This window comes from Gordonia sp. BP-119, from assembly GCF_016924115.1.
Classification (GTDB): domain Bacteria; phylum Actinomycetota; class Actinomycetes; order Mycobacteriales; family Mycobacteriaceae; genus Gordonia; species Gordonia hongkongensis.
In genome coordinates this window covers 98,447-122,877 of sequence record NZ_JAFFZF010000001.1, presented here as the reverse complement: position 1 = coordinate 122,877, position 24,431 = coordinate 98,447, and the positions used below count along the sequence as shown (strand labels likewise).

Sequence of the window (24,431 nt, the reverse complement as noted above, 5' to 3'; positions counted from 1 at the left end):
TGTCAGCGTGTCTCGACCCGACCCTGGTGACCACCTCGAGAACGCCGTCGGGCCCGACGGCCCCGTTCGCGATGACGACGAACCGAGCCACGAGGACTTCGCCACACGCCATGCACCGATGCCGATCGAGCTGCCCCTCGACGACGAAGAGGCGTCGACGAATGTCGGCCTGAAGACCCAGCTGGTGCGCTTCGTCATCACCGGCGGGTTCTCCGGGCTGCTGGACTTCGGGCTGACGATCCTCCTGCAATACGGTCTGGACGTCCCGTTCTGGCCCGCGAAATCCGCGGGATTCATCCTCGGCACCACCGTCGCGTACCTGCTGAACCGTCGATGGACGTTCCGAGCCGAACCGAGCATGGCGCGGTTCGTGTCGGTGGTCGCGCTCTACGTGGTGACCTACTTCGTCAACGTCGGCATCTACACGCTTCTCTCGCATGCCTGGCAGGAGACGCTGGTGTACAGCTTCGCGGCGTACGTCGTCGCCCAAGGCACGGCGACGGTCATCAACTTCGTCGTCCAGCGGATGGTCATCTTCAAGATCCGCTGACCCGAGAACGCACGGTCAACGAAAGCGGACGCCCAGTCGACGGGCAGGGTCAGAACTCCTCGTCGACGTCGGAGTCACGGGCGGCGCGCTCACCGCGGTCGAGGGTGGCGAGTTCGGCCAGGTCGGCGGGGTCGAGAGCGAAGTCGAACAGGTCGGCGTTCTCCACCTGACGGCCGGTGTGCGACGACTTCGGGACGACGCTGATGCCGTTCTGCACCGACCAGCGCAACGCGATCTGCGTCGGCGACTTGCCGTACTTGCGCGCGATCCGGAGGATGACCGGGTCGGCGAGCAGGCCTTCCTTGCGGCCGGTCGGATGCCACGCCTGAGCATGAATACCCTTGTCGGACATGAACTCCCGCAATTCGGTCCGTGGCAGTGAGGGAGAGCACTGGATTTGATTCAGAACCGGCCAGCGTCCCGTCTCGTCGAAGAGCATCTGCAGGTGGTGCTGTTTGAAGTTCGAGACGCCGGGTGTGCGGACGTATCCCTCGTCGGCGAGCGTGAGCAACGCTTTCCAGGAGTCGACGGTGCGGCCCAGGCTCGGGCACGGCCAGTGGATGAGGTAGACGTCGATATGCGCGACACCGAGCCTGCGGGCGCTCTCCTTGGCGGCGTTGATCGCCTCGTCGAAACCCTGGTCGCCGCCGCTCAGCTTGGTCTGCACGACGATCTCCTCGCGCGGGACGCCGGTGCCGTGCAGCCCCATCCCGACACTCAGCTCATTGCTGTACCGGGGCGCGGTGTCGAGGAGGCGGTATCCGGACTTGATCGCCGAGCTGACGGCGCTGACAGCCGGCCGGCCGAGCATGTTGTAGGTGCCGAGCCCCACCAGGGGGATCGAGGTGCCGTTGCTGAGCTCGACCGAGGGGATGTCCACCGCATCAGGATATGTCGACAACCGCATCCTGCGCCGCCGGTCGATCTGGAACGCTTGACCGATGAGTACCGGAGACGACGCGTCGTACGACGACATCGTGGTGGGCGCGGGACACAACGGCCTCACGGCTGCCGCCTACCTCGCTCGTGCCGGCCGGCGTGTGCTCGTCCTCGAGAAGGCCGACCACGTCGGCGGCGCCACGGTGTCGGCGACGCCGTTCGCCGGTCTCTCCGCGCGGTTGTCGCGGTACTCGTACCTGGTCTCGTTGATGCCGAGCCAGATCATCACCGACCTCGACCTCGACGTCACACTCATCCGACGCCGCTATTCGTCGTACACGCCCCTGCCGTCGGATCCGGCGCGCGGCATCCTCGTCGACAACCTCGATGACGATGCGACGGCCGCGTCGTTCCGGCGGGTGACCGGCTCCGACCTCGGCTTCACCGCGTGGCAGTCGTTCTACCGTCGGCTCGGCGTGGTCGCCGACCGCGTCTTCCCGACCATGACCCAGCCGTTGCGGACCGCCGCCGACATGCACGACCTCGTCGTCGGCCCAGGCAAGTCCACCACCGACACGTCGACCGCCGAACTGTGGGAGGCGCTCACCACGCTGCCGCTGGGTTCGCTGCTCCGTCAGTACTTCGACGACGACCTGATCCGCGGGATCGCCGCCACCGACGGACTCATCGGCACCTTCGCCGACCTCGATGATCCGTCCCTGCGCCAGAACATCTGCTTCCTGTACCACGTGATCGGCGGCGGAACCGGCGACTGGGACGTCCCGGTCGGCGGGATGGGCGCGGTGTCGGGTGCGCTCTACCAGGCGGCGACCTCGGCGGGAGCCGAGATCAGAACGGGCGTCGAGATCACCGGCGTCGATCCCGGCGACGGGACCGTCGAGACGACGAGCGGCACCTTCCGCGGTTCGATGCTCTATGCCGCGTGCGCGCCGCAGGTGTTCAACACGTTCCTCGACGGGACGCCGATCCCCTGCGAGCCGGACGCCCGCGGGTCGCAACTCAAGATCAACCTGCTGCTCGACCGGTTGCCGCGACTCCGCGACGGGTCGACCCCGCCCGCGTCGGCCTTCGCCGGGACCTTTCACATCAACCAGACCGCCACCCAGCTGCACGACGCGTGGCGGCAAGCAAATCGTGGTGAGGTGCCGGAAGTCCCGCCGTGCGAGATCTACTGCCACACGCTCACCGACCCGTCGATCCTGGGCCCGGAGCTCGCAGGCAAACACACGCTGACGCTCTTCGGGATGCACATGCCATCAGAGGTGTTCGACGAACCCGGTGCCGTCGAGCATGCCGTCGGCGCGACCTTCGCCTCGCTGAATTCGGTGCTGGGGGAACCGATCCAGTCGGTGATCGCACACGATGCGAACGGCCGGCCGTGCATCGAAGCGAAGACCCCGCAGGACCTCGAGGACGCCGTCGGACTGCCCGGCGGACACATCTTCCACCGGCCGCTGCAGTGGCCGTGGGCCGAGACCGCATCCGAGGTGGGCCGGTGGGGTGTGGAGACCCCTCACCCGCGAGTGTTGTTGTGCGGCGCGGGCGCTCGACGCGGCGGCGGGGTCAGCGGTATCCCGGGCCGCAACGCCGCGGCGGCGGTCCTGGGTGTGGATGCGCTCGATGTGCCGCGGTAATGGGGCGCTAGGACAAACTTTTGGCTCCCTCAGCGCACAGTGCCGTGCTCGGCGGCCAACCGCCGCACCCGCTCGCTCAACCCGCGGGTCGGTGGCGAGCGCACCGTCGGGGACGAACCACGTATCTGTGGCGTCCCGCTGCCGGCGACTCTAGCCTCGACCCGTGGACAGCATCATTCGTCTCAACTCGTCCCAAGTGGACGCCTTGTTCGGCGCGTCGCCAGCAGTCGTACTCCTCGCCGAGCCCAGCTCCGGCCGTGTCGCCTGGGCGAACGAGAGCGCGTCGGAGTACTCCAACGCTCGGGTGCACCGTCACGTCGCGCCGACGAGCGGGCCGGCCGGGTCGTCGGCGACGGTCGCCTCCGACGACGAGGATGGCCCCTCGGTCGAGGCGACGGTGGTCGACGTCGTCGTCGACGGACAAGCGCGCTGGTTGGTCCAAGTCGACAACCGTGGACCTCTGGACGCGGAGCCCAACGAGGTGTCGCTGACCGCCACCTACGTGGAGACGCTGAGCCGGCACACTGCTGCCGGTCTCCTCGTATTGGCGCACGACGGCACGATCCTTCATGCGACCGACCGCGCACTGGAACAGTTCGGGATCAGGCGCAACGCCTTCATCGATCACCGGATCGAGGAGTTCGTCAGTGTCCGATCCGACGATGACGCCTCGGGGTGGAGCGCCGCGGTCGCGGCGATGGATCCGATCGCGACCGTGCAGTTCGAGATCCCCGTCCGAATCGGTTTGCAACGCGGCCCGTCGTTCCTCGGCGGCACCCTCGAACGCGTGGCCGGCAGACCTGACGAGGAACTGCTGCTCACCGTCTACGACATCTCCGATCGCATTCGTCGCGAGCAGCAGCGCACCCGCGATGTGGAGCAGCAGAACTATCAGGCCCGCTATAACGTCATGGGCGATCTCGCGATGGCCGTCGCACACGAGCTCGGCCAACCACTGACTGCGGCAAGAAACTTCATCGCCGCCGCGCTGGCGTCGGTGTCCAACGGCCATGTCGCCGATGACATCGCTGCGGGCTCGGTGACCCGGGGCCTACAGGGGGCCCAGAAGCAGGTCGACCGGGCCTCGGCGGTGATCGCCAGCATGCGACGCTTCGTCGGGCACCTCGAACACTCGCAGGAACAAATCGATCTGAACGTCATCGTGAACGAGTGCTTGTACTTCGTCCGACTGAGGGCGGAGGCTTCTGCGGTCACCGTCAATACAGACATCTCACCGACCGAGGTATCGGTGTGGTGCGAGCGCGTATTGACCGGACAGGTCGTCTTGAACCTGTGTTTCAACGCGATAGACGAAATGGCGGAGAGCGAACGAGACGTCCGCACCATCACCGTCTCGACCCGGAGTGCCGACGAGGCCGGGATCTTCACCGTCGAGGATCGAGGCCGTGGGATCACCCGCGATCCCTTCACCGAATCGTTCACATCGAAGCCCGACGGGAATGGCATCGGGTTGGCGCTGAGCTACCGGATCATCACACGTCAGAGCGGTCAGATCTGGGCGAGACGCCTGTCCGTCGGTTCCCAGTTCGGATTCCGACTACCCAACCGTCGGGGGATTGACTCAGGCCGCTAGGGGAAACCTTTAGGTCCTGTCACTCTTCCCTCATGGCCCGTGACTCGCGTAGTTCCTAGCATTTTTGTGCAGATGCAACTCATCGATCAGCCCGATCGCAACGGATTGCACTTCACAGCCCCCACGAAAAAGGTCTACATGAAGACTCGGACATCAAGCCCCCACCACACCAAGAGCAGCAGAGTCCGCGTCGGGCTCGCCGCCGGCGTCGGGACAGCGCTGGAATTCTACGACTTCGCCATCTACGGCACTGCGGCCGCACTCGTCTTCGGGCACATCTTCTTCCAGACCGACGACGCATGGTTCGCCACTTTCATGAGCCTCGCGACGTTCGCTCTGGGCTTTCTGATGGCCCCGGTGGGTGCGGTTCTGTTCGGGTGGATCGGTGATCGTTACGGCCGCCGCCCGTCGCTGTTCCTCGCCTTCGGCCTCATGGGCGCATCGACTCTCCTGATGGGGCTGCTCCCGACATACGCGGCGATCGGCATCCTCGCACCCCTGCTCCTCGTCCTGCTGCGCCTGTGTCACGGGCTGGCTCGAGGCGGTGAGAACGCGGGTGCCGCGGTGTTCGCCATCGAGCACGCGCCGGACCGTAGTCGAGGCCTCTACGGCTCCTTCGTCGCCATCGGGTCGCCGATCGGACTGATCCTGGCCAACTTCGCCTTCGCGCTGGTCCTACTCCTGCCCGACGACGCGGTCACCGACTGGGGATGGCGACTGCCGTTCCTCGCCGGCGGCGTCGTGCTGGTGTTCGGGATCTGGGTACGCAAGGGCGTCGACGAGACCCCCGCGTTCAAAGAGATCGAGGGCGAGCCGGCCGACGAGTTGCCCAAGGTCCCGCTCATGGATGTGCTGCGGCGCCGCTGGCGTGTCCTCCTGCTGGCCGCGGGCGTGAACATCGGTCTGAACGCTTCGACCTTCGCGCTGGCGACCTTCATGCTGTCCTACGCCGCCGCCGACGCGCCGGAAGGCCTCGGGCTTTCACGTCAGCCCATCGTCGAGGGCACCCTGCTCGCCCTCGCCGGACACGCGGTGGTCAACGTGTTCGCGGCATGGTTGTCCGACCGGATCGGACGGAAGCCCGTCATGATCTTCGGCGCGGTCGCGTCCTTCTTCTCCGCGTTGTTCATGTTCCAGATCACCTCCGCCGGCACCGTCACGGCCGTGAACACGGCGATCTTCATCGGCTTCATCGCCACGGGCTTCCTGTTCGGACCCATGTACACCTTCTACGCCGAGCTGTTCCCCAAGGAGCAGCGCCAGTCGGGCCTCGGATTCGCGTTCCACATGGGCGCGGTCCTCGGCGGCGGGATCTCGCCGCTGGTGGCGAATCGCATCATCGCCGAGACCGGCAATGGACAGTACGTGGGTTACTACCTCGCGGCGCTGCTCGTGGTGTCCTTCCTGTGTCTGCTGGTGCTCCCCGAGACCGCTCCGATCCGCCGACAGGTTCGCGATGCGCACGAACCGAGCGACGCGGGATCGCGGGTATGACCCACAGCGGCACCGGGTGGCGGCGGCGCACCTGAGCGCGCGCCACCGTCCCCGGACCGCTTTAGGATGAACACATGCCGGGACCGTCGACGAGCCAGTCGCCAGAACCGCAGGTCTATGTGGTCGACGACGACCGAGACCTCTGCGATTCGGTGGCGCTGCTCCTCGAGACCATCGGCATCACGCCGGAGATCTGCCTGTCCGCCGACGACTTCCTGGCCCGCTACGACGGGGAGCATCCGGCGTGCATCATCCTCGATGTGCGGATGCCCCAAATGAGCGGCACCAGGCTGCAGCAACGTCTCAACGAGATCGCACCACACGTGGGGATCATCTTCGTCTCGGCACACGGAGACATCCGGTTGTCGGTGACGACCCTGCGTGCCGGTGCGCTCGACTTCCTGGAGAAGCCCTACGATCCCCAGCAACTCCTGGACGCGGTGGAGAGCGGCGTGAATGCGGCGGTGGACAGGTTCGCCAACTTCCGGCAGAAGCGAGAGATCGAAGAGAACCTGGCGATCCTGACCCCGCGTGAACGGGAGATCCTCAGCTTGGTCGTCGAAGGCTTTCCCAGCCAGCAGATCGCGACCAGACTCGGCATGAGCGTCAAGACCGTCGATGTGCACCGCACACGGATCAAGACGAAATCTCGTGCGGACAGCCTCCCCACTCTGGTCCGCGACATCCTTCGCTTCGACGTGGCGGTGGACCAGTGATCATCGACCCGATCCGGTTCAGTCCCCATCGATCTTCTGCGCATTCGCCCACCGGCGTCCCGGGTCGCCGCCCCACGCATCCCAGGCCACACGTCCCGCTGTCGGGAAGCCGTCCTCGCCGTTGTTGAACCCGGTCGCGTTCTTGTCCACCTCGTGACGAGAGAAGTAGTTGCGCATCTTCTTGATCTGGTCGTCGTCGACGTCCTTGCCGTCGGCCAACTGATGGGCCCGATGACGGCCGGTGTCGGTGAACCCCTTACCCGCCTTGCCGTCGTCGATCCATCGCACCGCGCGCTGGGCAGCCTCCTGGACGTCCTTCGGTGGCTTGTGACTCATCTGCGCGCTCCTGTCGTCGGGGTCGTGAGATATCCGCGTGCCCGTCGGAGCCAGGCGCCAAACCCGTCGACGGGGCCCTACAAGCGCATCTCGGCGAGGGGACGGTCATCGGCGATGGTCGTCGTCGCCCGATCCGCCTTTCGCGCGGGTAGCGACACGAACGGCGTCGGCCACCAGAACCAGCGACCGGACAGTCGCGCGATCGCCGGCATCACCAACGTGCGGACGAGAAGGGTGTCGATCAGCAGTCCGATCGCCACGGTCGTGCCGATCTGCGCGACGTTGTGGGCGTAGCTGGCGAGCATGGCCAGCATCGTGATCCCGAAGGTGAGGCCGGCCTGGGTGACCACGCTGCCCGTACCGACCATCGCGCGGATCAGACCGGTTCCACCGCCCGCGCCGTACTCCTCACGAAAACGACTGAACAGCAACATGTTGTAGTCGGCACCCACGGCGACCAGAAAGGTGAACGCGATGGGTGCGACCGACCAGTGCAGTGGATTGCCGATGAGGCCCTGCCACAGGAAGACTGAGACACCCATCGCGGACAGATAGGAAAGCCCGACGGTCCCGATCACCGCGAGCGCGGCGACCAGACTGCGCAGCAGGAAGAGGACGACGCAGAACACGAAGGCGAACGCGGCGACGACAATCGCGATGAAGTCCTCGTGCGCGAACGACTCGATGTTCAGCAGCGTGCCGCCCGGCCCGCCGATGCTGACGGTCGATCCGGCGAGCGAGGTGTTCTTGATCGCCGCCAGTGACGTCGGGATCACCTCCGCGCTGACGTCCATCGCGTCGCGGCTGAAACCTTCGCGCTGCGGCGTGACGATCATCCGGGTCGCCTTGCCGTCGTCGGAGAAGTAGTAGGGGATGCCGCTCTGGAAGAGCGGACTCTCCAGCGCCTGGCTGGGTAGGAAGAACCCGCCGGAAGCGGGACTGCCCGCCGAGTACGCCCCGCTGACCTCGTCGAGGAAGTCGGTGATCTCGCCGATCTGCGGCAGCAGGGCCCCCAGGGTCGTGCGTAGCGGGCCGATCAGCTCGCGGATCTCGGTGACCGTCGCGCGCAGCGTCGGGATCTGCGCGGCCGCAGTGGGCAGCGCATCGCCCAGGGAACGAGTGCCGCTCGCCAGTTCCCGCACGGAATCACGCAGTGCGGGAACGTCATCGAGCACCGAAAGTCCGGTAAGCGCGGTACGGCACGCGTCGACACCCCGGCACTGCGGGACCGATTCGACGAGTCCACGCACCGGCGCGATCCCCGCCGACAGTTCGTCGACCTTGGTGAGTGTCGACTCGCTCGTTCGTTGCAATTGCGCAGTGGCATCGGACAATGAGCCCGCGCCGGCCGCCCCTTGCTGCAGCGCGGTGTCGAGGCCGTCGATGGCGGTGTCCAGGCGATCGACCGTTGCACCGATTGCGTCGAGTTCGGAGATGCGGTCGCGCAGAAGCGATGTCATCTGTCCGAAGCGGTTGCCGATGTACCCCGCCTGCGAGGTGAGGGTGCCTTGGTCGAGGGTCTCCCCGAGGGGTCGGGTGATCCCCTGCACCGCGTTCACGCCGTCGATCGAGGCGACGGCATCGGTCATCTGCGCGAGAGCGATCAGATCCGCCGCATTGCGCATGTCATGGTCGGATTCGACGATGAGCACGCTCGGCGCCATGATGTTCGGCGGCAGGTGCCTTTCTGCCGCAGCGAAACCCACGTTCGCCGGCGAGTCCGCCGGCTGGGCGCGACGTTCGTTGTAGCTCGGCGCGTACATCGCGAGCGGGATGATCATGACGGCGAGAACAGCGAGTGCCGCGGCGAGTATCGGGCCGGGCCAGCGGGCGACCGTGGTCCCGATCCGGCGCCAGCGGCGTGGCGACGCCGACTCGCGAGGCTCCACGAACCCGAGCCGGGTGGCGAGGGCCAGGACCGCGGGGCCGAGGGTGAGCGCAGCCGCGAGGGTGATGAGAATGGCTATGGTGCAGGGTAATCCCGAGGTGCTGAACATCGCCAGACGCGTTGCCGCGAGGCACGCCATCGCACCGGCCACTGTCAGCGCCGACGCCACGACGATGTGCTGTACGCCGGCCAGTGCGTCGTAGTAGGCGTCTTCGGGGTCACGTCCCTTTCGGCGCGCCTCCTGATATCGGCCCACCAGGAAGATCCCGTAGTTGGTGCCCGCGCCCAGGACGATCACCGCCGACAGCGCCGCGGCGAAGATCGAGACCTTGATGACCTCGTTCTCGGCCAGGAAGGAGATCGTTGCGCGGGCCACGGCCAACGCCAGCCCCACCCCGAGCAGTGGCACCATCGCGGTGACGACGGACCGGTAGACCAGCAGCAACACGGCACCGACCAGCAACGCGCACACCGACACCAGCAGGATGATGGAGTCGTTGATCGCGACCATCTCGTCGTTGACGACGGCCGACGGCCCGGTGACGTGCACGTCGATGCCGGGTGGCGGCGTCGACGCGGCGATGGTGTCACGCGCTGCCTGGGTCGATTCCATGGCGAGCGCGGTGCCCATGTTGCCGGCGAGGTTCACCAGGACGTAGGCGACGTGGCCGTCGGCACTCTGCGCGGCCGGGGCGAGGTCGGGGTTCGACCACAGGTCCATCGCAGAGTTGACGTGCTCGGTGTCCGCGGTCAACTCGGCCAACAGGTCGGTGTAGTACGTACGGGATTCGGGCCCAAGGGGTTCGTCGCCCTCCATCAGGACGTAGACGAAGTTGTTGCTGCCCCCGCCGCCGAAGTACTCACCCATCTTGACGAGCGCCTGCACGGACGACGCCTCGTCGGGCAGGAAGGACTGCGCATGTTCGGTGACCGTCGATTCCAGTTGCGGTACAACGATGTTGAGACCACCTGCGATGAGAAGCCAGATGACGATGACCGGTACCGAACACGCGTAGAGAAATCGTGCGAAACGTGGCCGAGCAGAATCTTTGTCGCGCAGTACCTCACGATGCACCGGCCGCCGGACCTCCGCGGCGAGCCCACGCCTGAGTCGAGCGAACCGCTCACGTGCGGTCATCGATCGCTCCCCGTCCTCGGCGCTCATCTACGCCACCGGGACCAGACAATTGGCGACCGTACTGCCATCGGAGCCCGACCCCGTTTGACGTACCCGCTCGAATCCGTTGACCCGCACCGCACATGACAGCGCTCCTCGACCGGACGATTGGGTCAGGACACCGACAGACGACGTCAGTTCCCGCGTACGGAGAATCACTCGCCACGGAACGGACACCTTGTCGTCGACGACCCGTCCCCCGGGCTCGATGTAGGACACCCGCGCTGACGAGCCCGCCGGGCCGGTCACCACGTACTCGATCGACTTGTCGCGCACGACGCCCGCCTCAGGCGCCGCCGGCGAGTGGCCGATCGCCCGGTCGGGGATCTCACTCAGGCGCAGCTTGCCGACGTAGAACGCCGACACGGACATCACCGCGATGACCACCAGAACGACCCACCACGAGCCTGCGTACGCGACGGACTTCTTCATCGGACCCCCATCGACATCAGACATCCGCGTCTCGACCTGGCCTTATGCCTGCCGAGCCGCGTTCAGCCTGCCAGTGGCAGGGACTCTATATGTGACATCGCACGTTGGCAAGGTCCACCGAACGCCCGCGTCTTGTCTCGACAGCCATCCGACGCGGACCTCCGCCATGAACTCCATGCGTGATGGCCGTGACCCCTTCTTCCGGGGGTGGTGAGTCACGTCGCGAGGCGCGACCATGGGCTCCTCGCGAAGCGAGCAGGGTGCGCCCCTGTGACGGAAGGCCTTGCCATGACCACGAGCCGATTCCCCTTGACCGAACTCGCCGACCTACCGGCTGACCTCCGTGAACGCATCGAACCCATTGCGGAGAAGTCGGGCTTCGTCCCCAACATCTTTCGCGCACTGGGTCACCGCCCGAACGAGTTGCGAGCCTTTCTCGACTACCACGACGTCCTGATGGAGGGCCCCGGTCCGCTGTCGAAAGCCGAACGCGAGCTGGTCGTCGTCGCCTCGTCCGGAGCGAACCGCTGCATCTATTGCGTCGTCGCCCACGGCGCCATCCTGCGCGTGCGATCCAAGGACGCACACCTCTCCGATCACGTGGCAACCAACCCTGCCGGAGCGGTCCTGGATGAGCGTCAGCGCGCAATCGTCGATCTCACCCTCGCCCTGACCAGGACCCCAGAACTGTTCGCGGACAGCGACATGGCCCGCGCCCGGGAAGCGGGGCTCACCGATGACGAGATCTGGGACGTCGGGGCGATCACTGCGTTCTTCGCCGCGTCGAACCGACTCGCACACCTGACGGCGGTGGCACCCAATCACGAGTTCTATTCCATGGGTCGGTGACTCGGGACACGGCCGGATCAGCTCACCGCGGATCGAGCCGGTACAGACACGAGTGAGCGGGTGTCACCACACGAGGCTAGGTGGAGCTCAGTGCCGAAACGAGCACCGACACGAGCCTGGGTATCGCGGTTCGATCTGCCGACGCATGCGCCGGGTCGAGCTGCCCGATCGACATTCCCCAGCAGTCGGGATCTTCTAGCAGCGCGCCGAGTGCCTGTCCGAGTATCGCGATGGTCGGCCCGCTGTTTCGGCCGTTCACGTTCTCGGCGATCGGCGCGTCCAGAAAGTCGAGTACGTCGACATCGAGATGCACCAGGAACGGTCCGGACGCCAGAATCCGGCGGGCGTCGGCGGCCGCACGACGGGGGTCGTCGCAGAGCGCGGTCTGATCGACGACCGCGATTCTGTGTTCTGCAGCCTGTCCGCGTTCCCAATCAGTTGTCTCTCGACTCAGATCAACGCCGAGGTAGACCAGCTCCGACGGCCGCAACAACGGTGTGCGGTACATCAGATCGACCAACTCCGGCGCGGCCCCCTCGAGACCCAGCGCGTGCGCCATCCCCATCCAACTCAGCGAGCCCTCCGTCGTCGAGCGGGGGGTGTTGAGATCCAGATGCCGGTCGATGTAGACGAGCCTGGGCCGTTCTCCGGCACGTGCCATCGCGTCACAGAGTCCGAAGGCGACTGTGCAGCTTCCGCCGAGCACGAGCAGACGTTGGTCAGCTGCGAGCAGGCTCGCCGCAGCGGTGGAAAGCTCGACGAGTGCATCCGCCTCTTCGCCGAGGTTCTGCGCGAACGGTCGCTCACGGTCGGGAAACCACAGCCGTGTCGTCAGATCGCCGGCATCGACGACGTCCGTGCCTGACGCCCGCAGCTGTTCGACGAGGCCGGCAGCTCGCAACGCGCCGGGCGCTCGTTCTACACCCACGCAGTAGGCGCCGGCACTACTGGGCACACCCAGCACCGTCGTTCTCATCGAGTGCCGTCGACTGAGCTGGCGTGAGCTGGCTCCATGGCACCCATCGTCGCAGAACCAATCGCCTGTTGGCCGCCCAGATCGGAATGCAGACCATGAAGATCCGAAGCCGACGTCCTGGCCGACCCGCCGCCCAGCTCGCACATGAGGGCGAGGTCGGGCCACGTCACGAACGCCGTGATCCATAATCGCGAGCATGCAGAAGCCGGCTTGCCCGATCCGACGCCGGACCGCGCCCGAGGTCCGAGAAGCTCTGCTCGTCGCGGCTGTCGCCGAACTCGACGAGGCCGGACCCGAGAACGCGAGCCTGCGTGCGATCGCCCGCCGGGTGGGTATCACGCATCAGTCGGTGGCCCACCATTTCGCCGATCGTCGGGCGTTGTTCACGGCGGTCGCGGTCCGCGGTTTCGACAACCTCCACACCGAACACATGCGTGCTCTCGAGCAACTGCCGGACGACGCCCCGCTCGGCGAGGCCGTCGCCACGCTGGGGCAGGTCTACGTCCGATTCGCGCGTGACAACCGCGCCACGGTCACGCTGATGATGGGCTCACGACTCGTCGACAACAAGGCGCCCGACCTGGTCGCGGCACGGGCGCGCGGATGGGAGTTGCACACGCGCACCGTCTCCGACGCCGCCGACCACGGTTGGGGCGGCGGCGTGCCCGGCAAACTCATCGCCGTCGCAACCTTCGCCATGGCGCACGGCCTGGCCGCACTGGAGACCGACTTCGCCGACCAATTGCCCGACGGCACCGGCATCGAAGACCTGCTCTCGCTGGTCAACGCCGTGATCATCACTCCCCCGCACCAGGATTCGTGATCGCCGGGGGACGTTCGGCATCGGCCCGTCAGAGCATGTGCACCTTGCGGTAGATCCGCGCCGCGGGCCGGGTGAGCAGACCCACCTCGTCGAGGAAGCCCATCAAGTGCGCGCAACCCGAGCGGACCATTGACTGGAAATGGTGGTTGCGGCGCATCTCTCCGACCGCCCGACGGTGGTCCAGACCGGCGTCGGCGTAGGCCTTCGGGCGGACGAGGCTGACGAGGATGTAGGACACGGCCATCGCGGTGATCACCGAACTGAGTTGTCGCCGAATCCAACTGGCGTCCGCCATGGACTGGCGCACCTCCTCTCGCGCGAAACGCATGTGGCGAGATTCCTCGAGGACGTGGATCTCGTTGACGGTGCGCACGAGCGGCAGCACCCGATCGTCACGCATGCAGCCACGCTGCAGCACGTCCAGGACTTCCTCGGCGGCAAGGATTCCGGCGTAGGCGACTTCGCTGCCCGCGACCCGCATGAACAACTTGCCGAAGCGACCCAGGCGCGGATGCGGCGTGTAGCTGGTCCCGGTCAGCTTGTGCGACGTCTTGGCGAACATGAGCGAGTGCCGACACTCGTCGGCGACCTCGGTCAGGGCGAACTGGAACTCCGGGCGATGGTAGTCGCCGAGGTACTGATCGCGGATCACCATCTCCTGCAGCATCATCTCGAACCAGATGCCGATGCTCATGATCGACGCCGTCTCGTGCCGGGTGAGGGCGATCCGCTGCTGCTCGGTCATCTCATTCCAGTAGGCCGTTCCATACAGAGTCGACCACTCCGGGCTGCAGCCGTACTTGTCCTTCTCGAGCGGCGCATCCCAGTCGATCTCGGTCAGCGCATTGCGCGACAACCGCGCGGCAGATGCCAGCAAGCGCTGCGACACCTCGTCGATTCCGTCGTCGGAACGGGTCACATCTCTGAGCGCTTCCATGCCGGGCTCCTCGTCGTGCGCGGTAGTACGTCTGTGATGCATGCCACCACGTATCGTGCCATCAGTCAATGGTGCGTTTCTCGATGGCATCGACGAGCGCTTGGAGGTCATGGGTACGACTCCGCGTCCCCGGCATGACGGTCGGTCTGTGAACCCCGCCCAGGTAACCTCTCTAGCGATGTCTACTGAAGAGTTGCTGCCGATCACGACCCGCAAGCTGGTGGGCTGGTCTCGCACCACCCCGATCGAGGGTCACGTCCTGTCCACGCCGTACCCAGAGGTCATCGCCGAGGCGGTGGCCCGCGTGGCTGACGACAACGCGGACAAGCCGGACTACCTCAAGCGCGGCGTCATCGCCCGCGGACTGGGCCGCTCGTACAACGAGTCGGGCCAGAACAGTGGCGGCCTCACGATCGACATGACCCCACTGACCAGGATTTACGCGATCGACGACGAGTCGGCCACGGTCGACGTCGACGCCGGCGTCTCCCTGGACACGCTCATGCAGGCGGCGCTCCCCCACGGCTTGTGGGTCCCGGTGCTCCCGGGTACCCGACAGGTGACGGTGGGCGGCGCGATCGCCCACGACATCCACGGCAAGAACCACCACAGCCAGGGCAGCTTCGGCAACCACGTCGTCGAGATGCAGTTGCTCGTCGCCGACGGCCGCATCCTCACCCTCACCCCGGGCGGCTCGGCCGACGACCCGAACGGCGAACTCTTCTGGGCGACCATCGGCGGCATCGGACTGACGGGCATCGTGCTGCGCGCCAAGATCCAGATGAAGCGCACCGAAAGCGCCTACTTCATCGCCGACACCGCGCGCACCGGCTCGCTGCAGGAGACCCTCGACCTGCATCTCCAGGACGGATTCGAGGACGGATACGAATACGCCTCGGGCTGGTTCGACACCATCAGCGCGCCGCCGAAGCTCGGTCGCGGCACGTTTTCCCGGGGGAATCTCGCCCGCGTCGACGAACTGCCGGAGAAGTACCGCGACAACCCGCTGTCGTTCAACAACAAGCCACTCGTCCGGTTCCCCGACATCTTCCCGCGCGGGTTGGCGAACAAGCTCAGCTTCTCCGCAGTCGGCGAGGCGTACTACCGGATCGGACCGCCCAGTGAGGGCAAGGTCAAAAATCTCGCGCAGTTCTACCACATGCTCGACGTGTTCGGTGACTGGAACAACGCCTACGGACGCGGCGGTGGTTTCTGCCAGTACCAGTTCATCGTGCCGACCGGCAACGAGGGCGAGTTCACCGCGCTCATCGAGGACATCCAGGCGTCGGGCCATGTCAGCTTCCTCAACGTCATCAAACTCTTCGGCGAGGGCAACCGGGCGCCGCTGAGCTTCCCGTTCAAGGGCTGGAACGTCTGCCTCGACTTCCCGGTCAAGGCCGGCCTCGCCGAGTTCCTCAACGAGCTCGACCGCCGCGTCATGGCGATGGGCGGCCGCCTCTACACCGCCAAGGACTCGCGCACCTCGGCCGAGAACTTCCACGCCATGTACCCGGAGATCGGCGACTGGATCGCGACGCGTCGTCGCATCGACCCCAACCGGGTGTTCATGTCGGACATGGGTCGGCGCCTCGAACTCGCCTGACCGACTGCCCTTTTCGACGCGCCGCACGCGCACCCGACCTGTACGTCACCGAAAGCGAGTACATAATGATCAACGCCGTGGGCGTCCCACAGTCCATCCTGGTCCTGGGCGGCAGCTCCGAGATCGGGCTCGCCATCACCGCGGAGTACCTCAGCAAGGGCCCCGCGCGGGTCATCCTCGCCACCCTGCCGGGTGACCCCACCGCCGCCGCGGCGGTGGAGAAGGCCAAGAACGCCGGCGCCACCGAGGTCACGCAGATCGACTTCGACGCCCGCGCCACCGACACCCACCGGGCGGTCATCGACAAGGCGTTCGCCGACGGTGACGTCGACGTCGCGATCGTCGCCTTCGGCATCCAGGGTGACGACGAGCAGGCCTGGCAGGACCACGGCCTCGCGGTCGCCGAAGCCGAGATCAACTACACCGCAGCGGTTTCCGTCGGTGTTCTGCTGGGCGAAAAGTTCAAGGCGCAGGGCCACGGACAGATCATCGCGATGAGCTCCGTCGCCGGCGAGCGCGTCCGCCGCAGCAACTTCGTCTACGGCTCCACGAAGGCCGGACTCGACGGCTTCTACCTCGGGCTCGGAGAGGCGCTGCGCCCCTTCGGTGCTCGCGTCCTCGTCATCCGCCCCGGCCAGGTCCGCACCCGGTTGTCGGCGCATGTCAAGGAAGCGCCGCTCACGGTCGACAAGGAGGACGTCGGTCGCCTGGCGGTGGCCGCGGCCACCAAGGGCAAGGAGATCGTCTGGGTGCCGGGGCCGTTCCGCTACATCATGATGGTGCTCCGCCACATCCCGCGTCCGATCTTCCGCAAGTTGCCGATCTGATCGCTGAATCGCCCAATCGCTGAACAGCAGAGTCTGAGTGGACGTGATGAACCGACCTGACCCTTCGAGACGTCCCTCCGCAAGCTCCGGGACTCCTCAGGGAGCGGAAGAGGACTCGCCCCCCGCAAGCTCCGGGACTCCTCACGGAGCGGAAGGCGAAGCGCCCTCCGCAAGCTCCGGGACTCCTCAGGGAGCGGGGGGAGAGTCGCCCACCGCACCTCAGGGAGCCGGGGGAGAGTCGCCAACCGCACCTCAGGGAGCGGGGGAAGCCTCGCCGGCCGACCTTCGAAGTACAACAGGCTACGGGCGGGCCGTTCTGTCGCTGCTGATCGCCGTGGTGGTCGGCGGGTTGGTGTCGATGGCGGGACTGACGGCCATCGGAACCGTCGAGTGGCCGGCGTTCAACTCCTCCAACGTGACCCGGTCGCTGACGACCGCCGGACAGGTGCTGGCGATCGCCATCCTGGTGATCGCCGCACTGCTCTATCGCTACGGCAAAGGCCGACTGCTGGTGCCGGTGCTGTCGGCGGCCGCGATGTCGGGCTTCGTCACGGTGACCATCGGAATGCCGCTGGGCGCGACACGTCTCTACCTCTTCGGACTCTCGGTCGACCAGGAGTTCCGCACCGAATACCTCACCCGCATGACGTCGAGCCCGCACCTCGCGGACATGACCTACACCGATCTGCCGCCCTATTACCCGGCCGGCTGGTTCTGGTGGGGCGGCCGGTTCGCGAACCTGCTCGGCCAGCCCGGCTGGGAGGCCTACAAGACCTGGGCGATCGTGTCGATGGCGGTGGCCGCGGCGGTCGGCGTCATCCTGTTCATCCGCATGTTCGGCGCCGATCGCGGTGTCGCGCTGGGCCTCGCGGTCACCACCGTCACGTTGCTGTACGCCTCGCCGGAACCGTACGCGGCCATTCTGGTGCTGATCGGCGTACCCATGCTGATCACGCTGACCTACGCGCTGCGCGGACGAACCCGAGCCGCCGACGGACCCGTGGGTCCGCTCTTCGGCGCGACGAGTTGGCCTGCGGTGGCGGCGTCCGGTGTGTTCCTGGGGATCTCGGCCGCTACCTACACGCTCTACACCGGACTGTTCGCCCTCTCAGCTGTCCTGCTGGCCGGTTACTTCGCCGTCCAAGGCTGGCTGAGCGCGTCGAACAAGGCCACTCCGTCGGCCACGGTGACCAGCCGCCGGCGCGGTGTCGTGCTCGCTGTGATCGGTCGTCTGGTCGCCGTCGGGGTCATCTCCGGCCTGATCGCCCTGCTGGTGTGGGCGCCCTACCTGTGGGCACGCCTGACCAACACGCCCGCCAGCGGCGGTACCGCCGAACACTATCTGCCCGAACGCGGTTCGGTGCTGCCGCTGCCGATGTTCGGGCTGAACCTCGTGGGCGCGATCACGATGATCGGCCTCCTCTGGATTCTGCTGCGCTTCCGCACCCGCACCGTCGCACTGGCCATGGGCGTCACGGTGGTGACGGTCTATCTTTTCTGCCTGCTGTCGATGCTGATGACCGCCCTGGGCACGACCCTGCTCTCGTTCCGTCTCGAGCCGATCCTGGTGGCCACACTGAGCGCGGCGGGCGTCTTCGGTGTCGTCGACCTCGCGCATGCGGCGGTACGGCGCTTCGGCGACGTTCGTGTGGTCGTCGGCGCACTCGCCGTCCTCTCGGCAATCGCGATGGCACAGAGCATCCCGGGTCATCTCGCCACCGAGATCACCACCGCCTACACCGACACCGACGGATACGGCGAACGCGCCGACGCCCGCCCGGCGGGTGCCGAATCCTATTTCGCGGAGCTGGACAAGCTGATCGGTGAACAGACCGGCCGGCCGCGCACCGAAAACGTCGTCCTCACCGCCGACTTCGGTTTCCTGTCGATCTACCCGTATTGGGGATTCCAGGGACTCACCTCGCACTACGCGAACCCTCTGGCCGAGTTCGACAAGCGCGCAGCCGCGATCGAGCGTTGGGCGAAGAGCGAGAACGCCGACCAGCTCGTCGACGCGCTCGACCGATCCCCCTGGACCCCGCCGAATGTCTTCCTGTTCCGTTACAGCGCAGACGGTTACACGCTCCGCCTCGCCGAGGACGTCTATCCCAACGATCCGAACGTGAAACGCTACACGGTCACATTCGACCCGGCGGTGTTCGACGACCCGCGCTTCGAGGTCACCGAGCGCGGTCCGTTCGTCCTCGTCGTCCGGAAGTGATGATGATGCGACTCCCGTTCCGTACCGCGCGACCGATGACGATCACCCGGGTCGACGGCGATTCGTCGACAACCCATTTCGTCTCCACCGACGTCGTGAACTGGGTGCTGCTCGAGCAGGACGGCGAGCTGACGCTCATCGACGGCGGTTATCCGGGCCAGGCCGCCCAGGTCGTCGAGTCCATCGAACGGATCGGCCGCAAGCCCGAGGACGTACGTGGCGCGCTCCTCACCCATGCTCACGTCGACCACCTGGGTGGTCTCGTCAAGCTGCAGGCGCAGTACGGGTTCGACGTCTACATGGACCCGGTCGAGGTGGATCACGCGCTGCGCCATCACCTCCAGCAGGCGAACGCGCTCGATCTCGCCCCGCAGGTGGCGAATCCCCGCCTGTGGGCGTGGCTGGCCAAGACCACTCCGCTCGGCGTCCTCAGCCGCGCGGGTCTCGCGCGGGCGTCGGGGTTCTCCACCGATGGGCACCGACCGCTCGACCTCCCGGGCGCACCGGTCCCCGTGGCGAGCCCCGGCCACACCGACGGCCACAGCGCCTACCTCGTCGCCGACGGCCGCGCCTTGGTGTCCGGCGACGCACTGGTGAGCGGACACGAGATCTCGTCGATCACCGGCCCGCAGTGCATCCCGTCGCTCTTCCAGCACGACGAACCCACCGCGCGACGCAGCGTCGAACGGTTCACCGACCTCGACGCCGACATCCTGCTCCCGGGCCACGGCCCGATTCATCACGGGGGCGTGGCCGCGGCCGCGCGTGCGGCGCTGTCACGCTGAGCCCCGGCAGGATCAGCCCCACCGCTACTCGAAGCCGACGAACGTCGCGGCCTCGGCGACCGACTTGCGTTCGGAGACCACCGCATTGGCCGGGAAGGTCTCATCCGGCCAGCCGAGCGCGATGCTCTTCATGATCACCTGATCGTCGGGGATCCCGGCGTGCTCGCGAACCACGGGCGACTGCATGATGCCCTGGCTGTTGATGACCGCGCCGAGACCGCGCGACCAGGCGGCGTTGACCAGCGCATTCGAGACCGCGCCGCAATCGAACGGGGTGTCGTCGCTGCCGTCGAGGATGCGGTCGTAGGTCACGATCACGCAGACCGGGGCGTCGAACTGACGGAACCCCCGCAGCACCCAGTCCTGCCGCATCTCCATGTCCTCTCGGGCGATGCCCATCGCGCCGAACAGTTGCTTCGCAACCTGGACCTGACGGTCGCGGTGCGTTCCGGTGAACTTCTCCGCGCCCGTCCGGAACTCTCGCGAATGGGGAACGCCGGCCAGGTTGCGCTCGGTGTTGCCCGCGCGGATGCGATCCAACGGTTCGCCCGTGATCACGTGGAAGTTCCACGGTTGTGTGTTCATCGACGACGGGGCTCGCATGGCGAGGGTGAGGATCTCCTCGATGAGCTCCCGAGGCACGGGGTCGGAGGTGAACCCGCGGGTGCTGCGACGTCCCAAGACCACTTCGTCGTACTGCATCGTCGATCTCTCCTCGCACGCCTCGAACAACCCCGTCGTCGCGGATAGCGATCCAGCGACCACACCGTCCGACGACCGGTGAACACGTTACCGCCGGCCGGGCGGATGTCTGCGCCTCCTGGGTCAAGCCCAGCCGACCAGGCCGCTTCCACGTGCTCCCACCCGCACCGATCGCGCTCCTTCGCGCGACTAAGGGTAGGCTCGCCAGGCAAGCTGTCGGGGCCGGAGGAGGGGCCGAGTCCCGCGCGGCGTGGCACTGTTGCCCGGGCTGAGAGTTCCGTGGCCCGTCCATGACCGTCGACGTTTCCCGCCTCCGCGGAAGTTTGAGGACATGAACAGCCATAACCCTCCCGAAGTCCGTGTGACTCCCACCGGCGCCACGGCAGTCACCGACCTCCCGGGCGTCGACGCCGCCGACACCGCCGCGGCCCGCTGGCGAGCCGTCGCCGCGGTACGTGGCGAGGCCATCGCACTCCAAACCCCCGAGCAGTCGATCACGTTCGCCGACGCCGCCTCCCGGGTCGACGACCTCGCGCGCACGATCGTCGCCACCACCGATCCGGGCCGACCCGTGGCGGTGGAGATCGAATCCGACATCGACTCGGTGATCGGGATGCTGGCGGTGCTGTGTTCGGGACGCCCCCTCGTCCTTCTCGACCCGTTCCTGCCGCCGGACCGACGCGACGTCGTGCTCGAACGATCCGGTGCCCATGTCCTGGACACCGCCGCCGATGCCCCAGAACCAGGTCAGACGCGTATCGCGGACCAGCCCGGCCCTGACAATCCGGCGGTCCTGCTGTTCACCTCGGGCTCGACCGGCACCCCCAAAGGCGTGGTGCTGGCGCAGAAGATGCCGGTCAACCACGCCCGGGACGGCCGTCGCTTCCTCGGCATGCGACCCGACGACCGCGCCGTCGTCCTGCTGCCCCTCAGCTTCGGCGGCGGCCTCGACGCGCTCGCGATGAGCTTGCTCAACGGGTCGACCATGCTGCTCTGGGATGTCCGCCGCCGCACCACGACCGGGCTCCGGGACTGGCTCGTCGCGCAGGAGGCGACCACCGCGCACTGCACCCCGTCGCTGCTGCGATCCTGGCTGGGTGAACTGTCGGCCGACGATGCCGTCGACTCCCTGCGACTGCTGTCCACCTGCGGTGAGCCGACCCACCGCGCCGACATCCAGCTGGCCCGCGACACGATCCTGGCCGACGGAGTCTTCTGTTGCTGGGCAGGCGCATCGGAGGTCGGCAACCTGGCCTTCAACCTGTTCCCGCCCGAGCGGGAAGTAGAGCCCGGCGCCATCCCCGTGGGCGTGCCGGCGTCGGACAAGCACGTCCGGATCGTCGACGCGGACGGGAACGACCTGCCGGTCGGCAGCACGGGCGAGGTCATCGTCGAATCCGCACATGTAGCGTCCGGTTACCACCAGGATCCGGAGCTGACGGCGACGCGCTTCATCGGGTTGCACGACGGCCGGACACGTTATCGCACCGGTGATCTCGGACGCTTCGACGAGTCCGGCGAACTCGCGCTCCTCGGCCGCAGCGATGACGCGATCAAGATCCGCGGGTACCTCGTCGAACCGCTCGAGGTGGAAGCCGCCATCCGCGCGCTGGCCTGGACCACCGACGCGGTCGTCACCGCCAACCGCGACGAGGCACGGCTCGCCGCCCACGTCGCCGTGGACCCCGAGAAGTGGTCACCCTCCCCGGCCGAGATCCGGCAGGAGCTCGGGAAGACGTTGACCCCGTGGATGATTCCGCGCGACATCATCGTGCTCGCCGAACTCCCGCGCAACGAGCGCGGCAAGGTGGACCGGGCGGCCCTGCCGCCGCCCGCACGTCCGGATCACGAACCGCCCCGTGGGATGACCGAGATGGCGCTGCACCGGTTCTGGTGCCAGATCCTCGGCCTCGAATCCATCGGCCGGAACGAGGATTTCGTCGAACTCGGCGGCGACTCGCTGGCCGCCGCGAAGATGCTGGCCGAGGTGCAGCATCACCTCCAACTGGACGTCAACACCGCGATGCTCGCCGAGGCGCCGACCATCGCGCTGTTCGCCCAGCGCATCGAGTCGGCTGCGAAGGAGCGGTCGGCGAACGCGTCGGGGGCCACCCTCATCCCGCTGCGACAGGGCACGGGCCGGCCGATCTTCCTGGTGGCCGGCGCCGGTAGCCTGGCGACCAGCCTCACCCCGGTCGTCCGAGCACTGCAGACCGATCGGCCGGTCTACGCGATCCAGTCGCGGGGCGTCGAAAAGCGCGGCCGCGCTGATCATTCCGTGCGCGCCGCGGCACGGCGGGCGATCGCCGACATCCGATCGGTGCAACCCGACGGTCCGTACCAGGTCGGCGGTTACTCTCTGGGCGGGTTCGTCGCGATGGAGGTCGCGGCGCAGCTGACCAAGGCAGGCGAGAACTGCGATCCAGTCGTCGTGCTGGACTCGCTCTTCGACCCGGCACTCGCCAAGCGTGTTCGTGGCGAGAAGGTCGGGATCGTCGGACGCCTGCGTGCGCTGCGCGGCGGTACCCGCGACACCGCCCTGCCCGACCGCACCGGGGACGACCCCACGCCCGCCCGCGAACCACTCCCCCAGCGAATCGTGAAGGAGCTCGCGCTGGCCGTCCTCGTCCCCACTGCCGGGATGGTCGAGCTCCCGACGCCGGTGCAGTGGATCGTGTTCTTCCGGTTGGGCACCAGGATGATCCGCCGGTACCGACCCCGGGAGTACGCGGGTCCCGTCGGCGTCATCCGCGCCCGCACCAATCCCGACGACCCGGACCTGTGGCGGCGGATGTCGACCGGTGCCGTGACCTTTCACGACGTCTCCGGCGACCACATCTCGATGATCCGCGCACCCCACGCCGCCGACACCGCCAGGGCGATCGACGAGGTGATCAGCTCCGCCGCTCCCTCCGCTACAGCCGCCCCGTGAGGAGCCCTGCGCTCTCTGAGCTGAGGGAGCGAGTCGACGTCGCCACCGCTCCCCCACCCCAGGGAGCTAAGGGAAGACGTCGCCACCGCTCTTCGCACTTCAGGGAGCGGAGTGGTCACGCCCCTCGCGCCTCAGGCGAGAACTATCCTGCGGCTCAGCCCTCTTCGGCGCGGAGTTTGATGTCGGCCAGACGGCGATCCCAACCACGGCCGATGGTGTCGAGCCGATGCGCAACCCGCGACAGCTGTGCCCCCACGGCTTCGTAACGGATCTCGCGGCCGACACGTGAGGACGTCACCAGCCCCGCCTCGGTGAGGACCCGAAGGTGTTTCGCGATCGCCTGCCTGCTGATCGGGAGTTCGGCCGCGAGATGTGACGCGGACGCGGGTTCCGAACCCAGTCGCGTGAGGATCTGCCATCGGCTCTCGTCGGACAGCGCGGCGAAGACCTCGACGGGAGCGACGTCAGGCATGCACGCCGCCGAGATGTGTTCGGGCCAGCTCGAGTTCGATGGTCCATCCCTCGTTGTTGCCGTCGAACCGTGCGCGTCGCTCCGCTTCCGTTCCCGGCAGCGACGAGAAACCGGACTCCACGACCTTGAGGAGCACGCCGGAGTCCGCCGGCGTGATCCAGAACTCGACGAGCGTCGAATCCGATTGCGGATCAGCGGCATCGGCGAGCCATCGAAACGCCGCGTAACGCGGCTCGTCGAGTTCGACGGTGCGGAAGGTGAAGGCGCCGTGGACCGGGTCGTGGATGGTCGACAGGTCGCCGTCGCGTTCGATCCGGTGCTCGGTGATCGCCTTGTCGTTGATGAACCATCCCGGTTCGCTGACCAGAGACCAGACCCGGTCGGCGGGTGCGTCGATCGCGATCTCGCGCTCGATCCGGTCGAATTCTCCTGTCGCCGAATCGTTCACGTCATGTGTGGTTGTGTTCTCGCTCATCGATACTCCCTCGCCTAAGTTGATTGCTGCAACTCCATAGTTGCAGTAGTCCGGAGGTTCTGCAACCCTACGGTTGCGCTAGTCGATGAGTTCTGGACTCGCGAGTCG

General features: G+C 67.0%; 21 protein-coding genes. 12 read left to right on the top strand and 9 right to left on the bottom strand.

The window, feature by feature from the left end; all coding sequences use genetic code 11:
• Positions 1-7 precede the first annotated feature (7 nt).
• Positions 8-550, top strand: a complete 543-nt coding sequence (locus tag JW364_RS00470; RefSeq protein WP_374100780.1) for a GtrA family protein — start codon at positions 8-10, stop codon at positions 548-550.
• Between the two features lie 49 nt (positions 551-599).
• On the opposite strand, the gene JW364_RS00465 is transcribed toward JW364_RS00470, so the two are convergent.
• The gene (locus JW364_RS00465; RefSeq protein WP_159369843.1) at positions 600-1,430 is read right to left on the bottom strand and encodes an aldo/keto reductase; all 831 of its coding nucleotides are present in this window, start codon (positions 1,428-1,430) and stop codon (positions 600-602) included.
• Between the two features lie 61 nt (positions 1,431-1,491).
• Between JW364_RS00465 and JW364_RS00460 the strand changes: the two genes are divergently transcribed.
• The 4 genes from JW364_RS00460 (at position 1,492) to JW364_RS00445 (ending at position 6,888) form a co-directional block, all read left to right on the top strand.
• Complete coding sequence (locus JW364_RS00460) at positions 1,492-3,084, top strand: NAD(P)/FAD-dependent oxidoreductase (protein ID WP_205333292.1); 1,593 nt, start codon at positions 1,492-1,494, stop codon at positions 3,082-3,084.
• A 163-nt stretch (positions 3,085-3,247) separates the two neighbouring features.
• Positions 3,248-4,678, top strand: coding sequence for a sensor histidine kinase (locus tag JW364_RS24475; RefSeq protein WP_058250959.1), 1,431 nt, complete (start codon positions 3,248-3,250; stop codon positions 4,676-4,678).
• A 72-nt stretch (positions 4,679-4,750) separates the two neighbouring features.
• On the top strand, positions 4,751-6,172 hold the full coding sequence (locus JW364_RS00450; protein ID WP_217491645.1) for an MFS transporter: 1,422 nt from the start codon (positions 4,751-4,753) through the stop codon (positions 6,170-6,172).
• Positions 6,173-6,246: 74 nt separating this feature from the next.
• On the top strand, positions 6,247-6,888 hold the full coding sequence (locus tag JW364_RS00445; RefSeq protein WP_058250958.1) for a response regulator transcription factor: 642 nt from the start codon (positions 6,247-6,249) through the stop codon (positions 6,886-6,888).
• 18 nt (positions 6,889-6,906) lie between these two features.
• Here the strand turns inward: JW364_RS00445 and JW364_RS00440 are convergent, their stop codons facing one another.
• From JW364_RS00440 to JW364_RS00430, 3 genes are all read right to left on the bottom strand, one after another.
• Entirely contained in the window at positions 6,907-7,224 is a 318-nt protein-coding gene (locus JW364_RS00440; protein WP_058250957.1) for a hypothetical protein, read from the bottom strand.
• Between the two features lie 77 nt (positions 7,225-7,301).
• On the bottom strand, positions 7,302-10,277 hold the full coding sequence (locus JW364_RS00435; RefSeq protein ID WP_068972001.1) for an RND family transporter: 2,976 nt from the start codon (positions 10,275-10,277) through the stop codon (positions 7,302-7,304).
• Positions 10,278-10,721, bottom strand: a complete 444-nt coding sequence (locus tag JW364_RS00430; protein WP_058250955.1) for an MmpS family transport accessory protein — start codon at positions 10,719-10,721, stop codon at positions 10,278-10,280.
• Positions 10,722-11,009: 288 nt separating this feature from the next.
• Here JW364_RS00430 and JW364_RS00425 point away from each other — a divergent pair, with 288 nt between their 5' ends.
• Positions 11,010-11,570 carry a peroxidase-related enzyme gene (locus tag JW364_RS00425; RefSeq protein WP_058250954.1) on the top strand — a complete coding sequence of 187 codons (561 nt, stop codon included), beginning with the start codon at positions 11,010-11,012 and terminating at the stop codon, positions 11,568-11,570.
• 76 nt (positions 11,571-11,646) lie between these two features.
• Here the strand turns inward: JW364_RS00425 and JW364_RS00420 are convergent, their stop codons facing one another.
• Entirely contained in the window at positions 11,647-12,546 is a 900-nt protein-coding gene (locus JW364_RS00420; RefSeq protein ID WP_058250953.1) for an arginase family protein, read from the bottom strand.
• Between the two features lie 196 nt (positions 12,547-12,742).
• On the opposite strand from JW364_RS00420, the gene JW364_RS00415 reads away from it, so the two are divergent.
• Positions 12,743-13,369 (top strand): TetR/AcrR family transcriptional regulator, encoded by a 627-nt coding sequence (locus JW364_RS00415; protein ID WP_058250952.1) that lies wholly within the window; start codon positions 12,743-12,745, stop codon positions 13,367-13,369.
• Positions 13,370-13,397: 28 nt separating this feature from the next.
• On the opposite strand, the gene JW364_RS00410 is transcribed toward JW364_RS00415, so the two are convergent.
• Positions 13,398-14,306 (bottom strand): diiron oxygenase, encoded by a 909-nt coding sequence (locus JW364_RS00410; RefSeq protein ID WP_058250951.1) that lies wholly within the window; start codon positions 14,304-14,306, stop codon positions 13,398-13,400.
• A 178-nt stretch (positions 14,307-14,484) separates the two neighbouring features.
• Here JW364_RS00410 and JW364_RS00405 point away from each other — a divergent pair, with 178 nt between their 5' ends.
• The 4 genes from JW364_RS00405 to JW364_RS00390 all read left to right on the top strand — a co-directional run bounded on the left by JW364_RS00405 (position 14,485) and on the right by JW364_RS00390 (position 19,742).
• Positions 14,485-15,909 carry an FAD-binding oxidoreductase gene (locus tag JW364_RS00405; RefSeq protein ID WP_058250950.1) on the top strand — a complete coding sequence of 475 codons (1,425 nt, stop codon included), beginning with the start codon at positions 14,485-14,487 and terminating at the stop codon, positions 15,907-15,909.
• Positions 15,910-15,974: 65 nt separating this feature from the next.
• Entirely contained in the window at positions 15,975-16,736 is a 762-nt protein-coding gene (locus tag JW364_RS00400) for a decaprenylphospho-beta-D-erythro-pentofuranosid-2-ulose 2-reductase (protein ID WP_058250949.1), read from the top strand.
• A gap of 358 nt (positions 16,737-17,094) precedes the next feature.
• A complete protein-coding gene (locus tag JW364_RS00395; protein WP_240198442.1) occupies positions 17,095-18,957 on the top strand; it encodes a galactan 5-O-arabinofuranosyltransferase in 1,863 nt (620 codons plus the stop codon).
• 5 nt (positions 18,958-18,962) lie between these two features.
• The gene (locus JW364_RS00390; RefSeq protein ID WP_137810779.1) at positions 18,963-19,742 is read left to right on the top strand and encodes an MBL fold metallo-hydrolase; all 780 of its coding nucleotides are present in this window, start codon (positions 18,963-18,965) and stop codon (positions 19,740-19,742) included.
• Between the two features lie 24 nt (positions 19,743-19,766).
• On the opposite strand, the gene JW364_RS00385 is transcribed toward JW364_RS00390, so the two are convergent.
• Positions 19,767-20,444: a nitroreductase gene (locus tag JW364_RS00385; RefSeq protein WP_065631369.1), complete on the bottom strand. Its 678-nt coding sequence runs from the start codon at positions 20,442-20,444 to the stop codon at positions 19,767-19,769.
• Between the two features lie 331 nt (positions 20,445-20,775).
• Between JW364_RS00385 and JW364_RS00380 the strand changes: the two genes are divergently transcribed.
• Positions 20,776-23,376 carry an alpha/beta fold hydrolase gene (locus JW364_RS00380; RefSeq protein WP_165629189.1) on the top strand — a complete coding sequence of 867 codons (2,601 nt, stop codon included), beginning with the start codon at positions 20,776-20,778 and terminating at the stop codon, positions 23,374-23,376.
• A gap of 154 nt (positions 23,377-23,530) precedes the next feature.
• On the opposite strand, the gene JW364_RS00375 is transcribed toward JW364_RS00380, so the two are convergent.
• Positions 23,531-23,848, bottom strand: coding sequence for a metalloregulator ArsR/SmtB family transcription factor (locus JW364_RS00375; protein ID WP_068971647.1), 318 nt, complete (start codon positions 23,846-23,848; stop codon positions 23,531-23,533).
• Positions 23,841-24,323 (bottom strand): SRPBCC domain-containing protein, encoded by a 483-nt coding sequence (locus JW364_RS00370; protein ID WP_165629190.1) that lies wholly within the window; start codon positions 24,321-24,323, stop codon positions 23,841-23,843. The genes JW364_RS00375 and JW364_RS00370 overlap by 8 nt, the downstream gene beginning before the upstream one ends.
• Positions 24,324-24,431 lie beyond the last annotated feature (108 nt).

Bases quoted from the DNA above. Each gene is read 5' to 3' on its own strand.
- JW364_RS00460 (WP_205333292.1), top strand. From the start codon at position 1,492: ATGAGTACCGGAGACGACGCGTCGTACGACGACATCGTGGTGGGCGCG.
- JW364_RS00450 (WP_217491645.1), top strand. From the start codon at position 4,751: ATGCAACTCATCGATCAGCCCGATCGCAACGGATTGCACTTCACAGCC.
- JW364_RS00445 (WP_058250958.1), top strand. From the start codon at position 6,247: ATGCCGGGACCGTCGACGAGCCAGTCGCCAGAACCGCAGGTCTATGTG.
- JW364_RS00440 (WP_058250957.1), bottom strand. From the start codon at position 7,224: ATGAGTCACAAGCCACCGAAGGACGTCCAGGAGGCTGCCCAGCGCGCG.
- JW364_RS00435 (WP_068972001.1), bottom strand. From the start codon at position 10,277: ATGAGCGCCGAGGACGGGGAGCGATCGATGACCGCACGTGAGCGGTTC.
- JW364_RS00430 (WP_058250955.1), bottom strand. From the start codon at position 10,721: ATGAAGAAGTCCGTCGCGTACGCAGGCTCGTGGTGGGTCGTTCTGGTG.
- JW364_RS00425 (WP_058250954.1), top strand. From the start codon at position 11,010: ATGACCACGAGCCGATTCCCCTTGACCGAACTCGCCGACCTACCGGCT.
- JW364_RS00420 (WP_058250953.1), bottom strand. From the start codon at position 12,546: ATGAGAACGACGGTGCTGGGTGTGCCCAGTAGTGCCGGCGCCTACTGC.
- JW364_RS00415 (WP_058250952.1), top strand. From the start codon at position 12,743: ATGCAGAAGCCGGCTTGCCCGATCCGACGCCGGACCGCGCCCGAGGTC.
- JW364_RS00410 (WP_058250951.1), bottom strand. From the start codon at position 14,306: ATGGAAGCGCTCAGAGATGTGACCCGTTCCGACGACGGAATCGACGAG.
- JW364_RS00405 (WP_058250950.1), top strand. From the start codon at position 14,485: ATGTCTACTGAAGAGTTGCTGCCGATCACGACCCGCAAGCTGGTGGGC.
- JW364_RS00400 (WP_058250949.1), top strand. From the start codon at position 15,975: ATGATCAACGCCGTGGGCGTCCCACAGTCCATCCTGGTCCTGGGCGGC.
- JW364_RS00395 (WP_240198442.1), top strand. From the start codon at position 17,095: ATGGCGGGACTGACGGCCATCGGAACCGTCGAGTGGCCGGCGTTCAAC.
- JW364_RS00390 (WP_137810779.1), top strand. From the start codon at position 18,963: ATGCGACTCCCGTTCCGTACCGCGCGACCGATGACGATCACCCGGGTC.
- JW364_RS00385 (WP_065631369.1), bottom strand. From the start codon at position 20,444: ATGCAGTACGACGAAGTGGTCTTGGGACGTCGCAGCACCCGCGGGTTC.
- JW364_RS00380 (WP_165629189.1), top strand. From the start codon at position 20,776: ATGAACAGCCATAACCCTCCCGAAGTCCGTGTGACTCCCACCGGCGCC.
- JW364_RS00375 (WP_068971647.1), bottom strand. From the start codon at position 23,848: ATGCCTGACGTCGCTCCCGTCGAGGTCTTCGCCGCGCTGTCCGACGAG.
- JW364_RS00370 (WP_165629190.1), bottom strand. From the start codon at position 24,323: ATGAGCGAGAACACAACCACACATGACGTGAACGATTCGGCGACAGGA.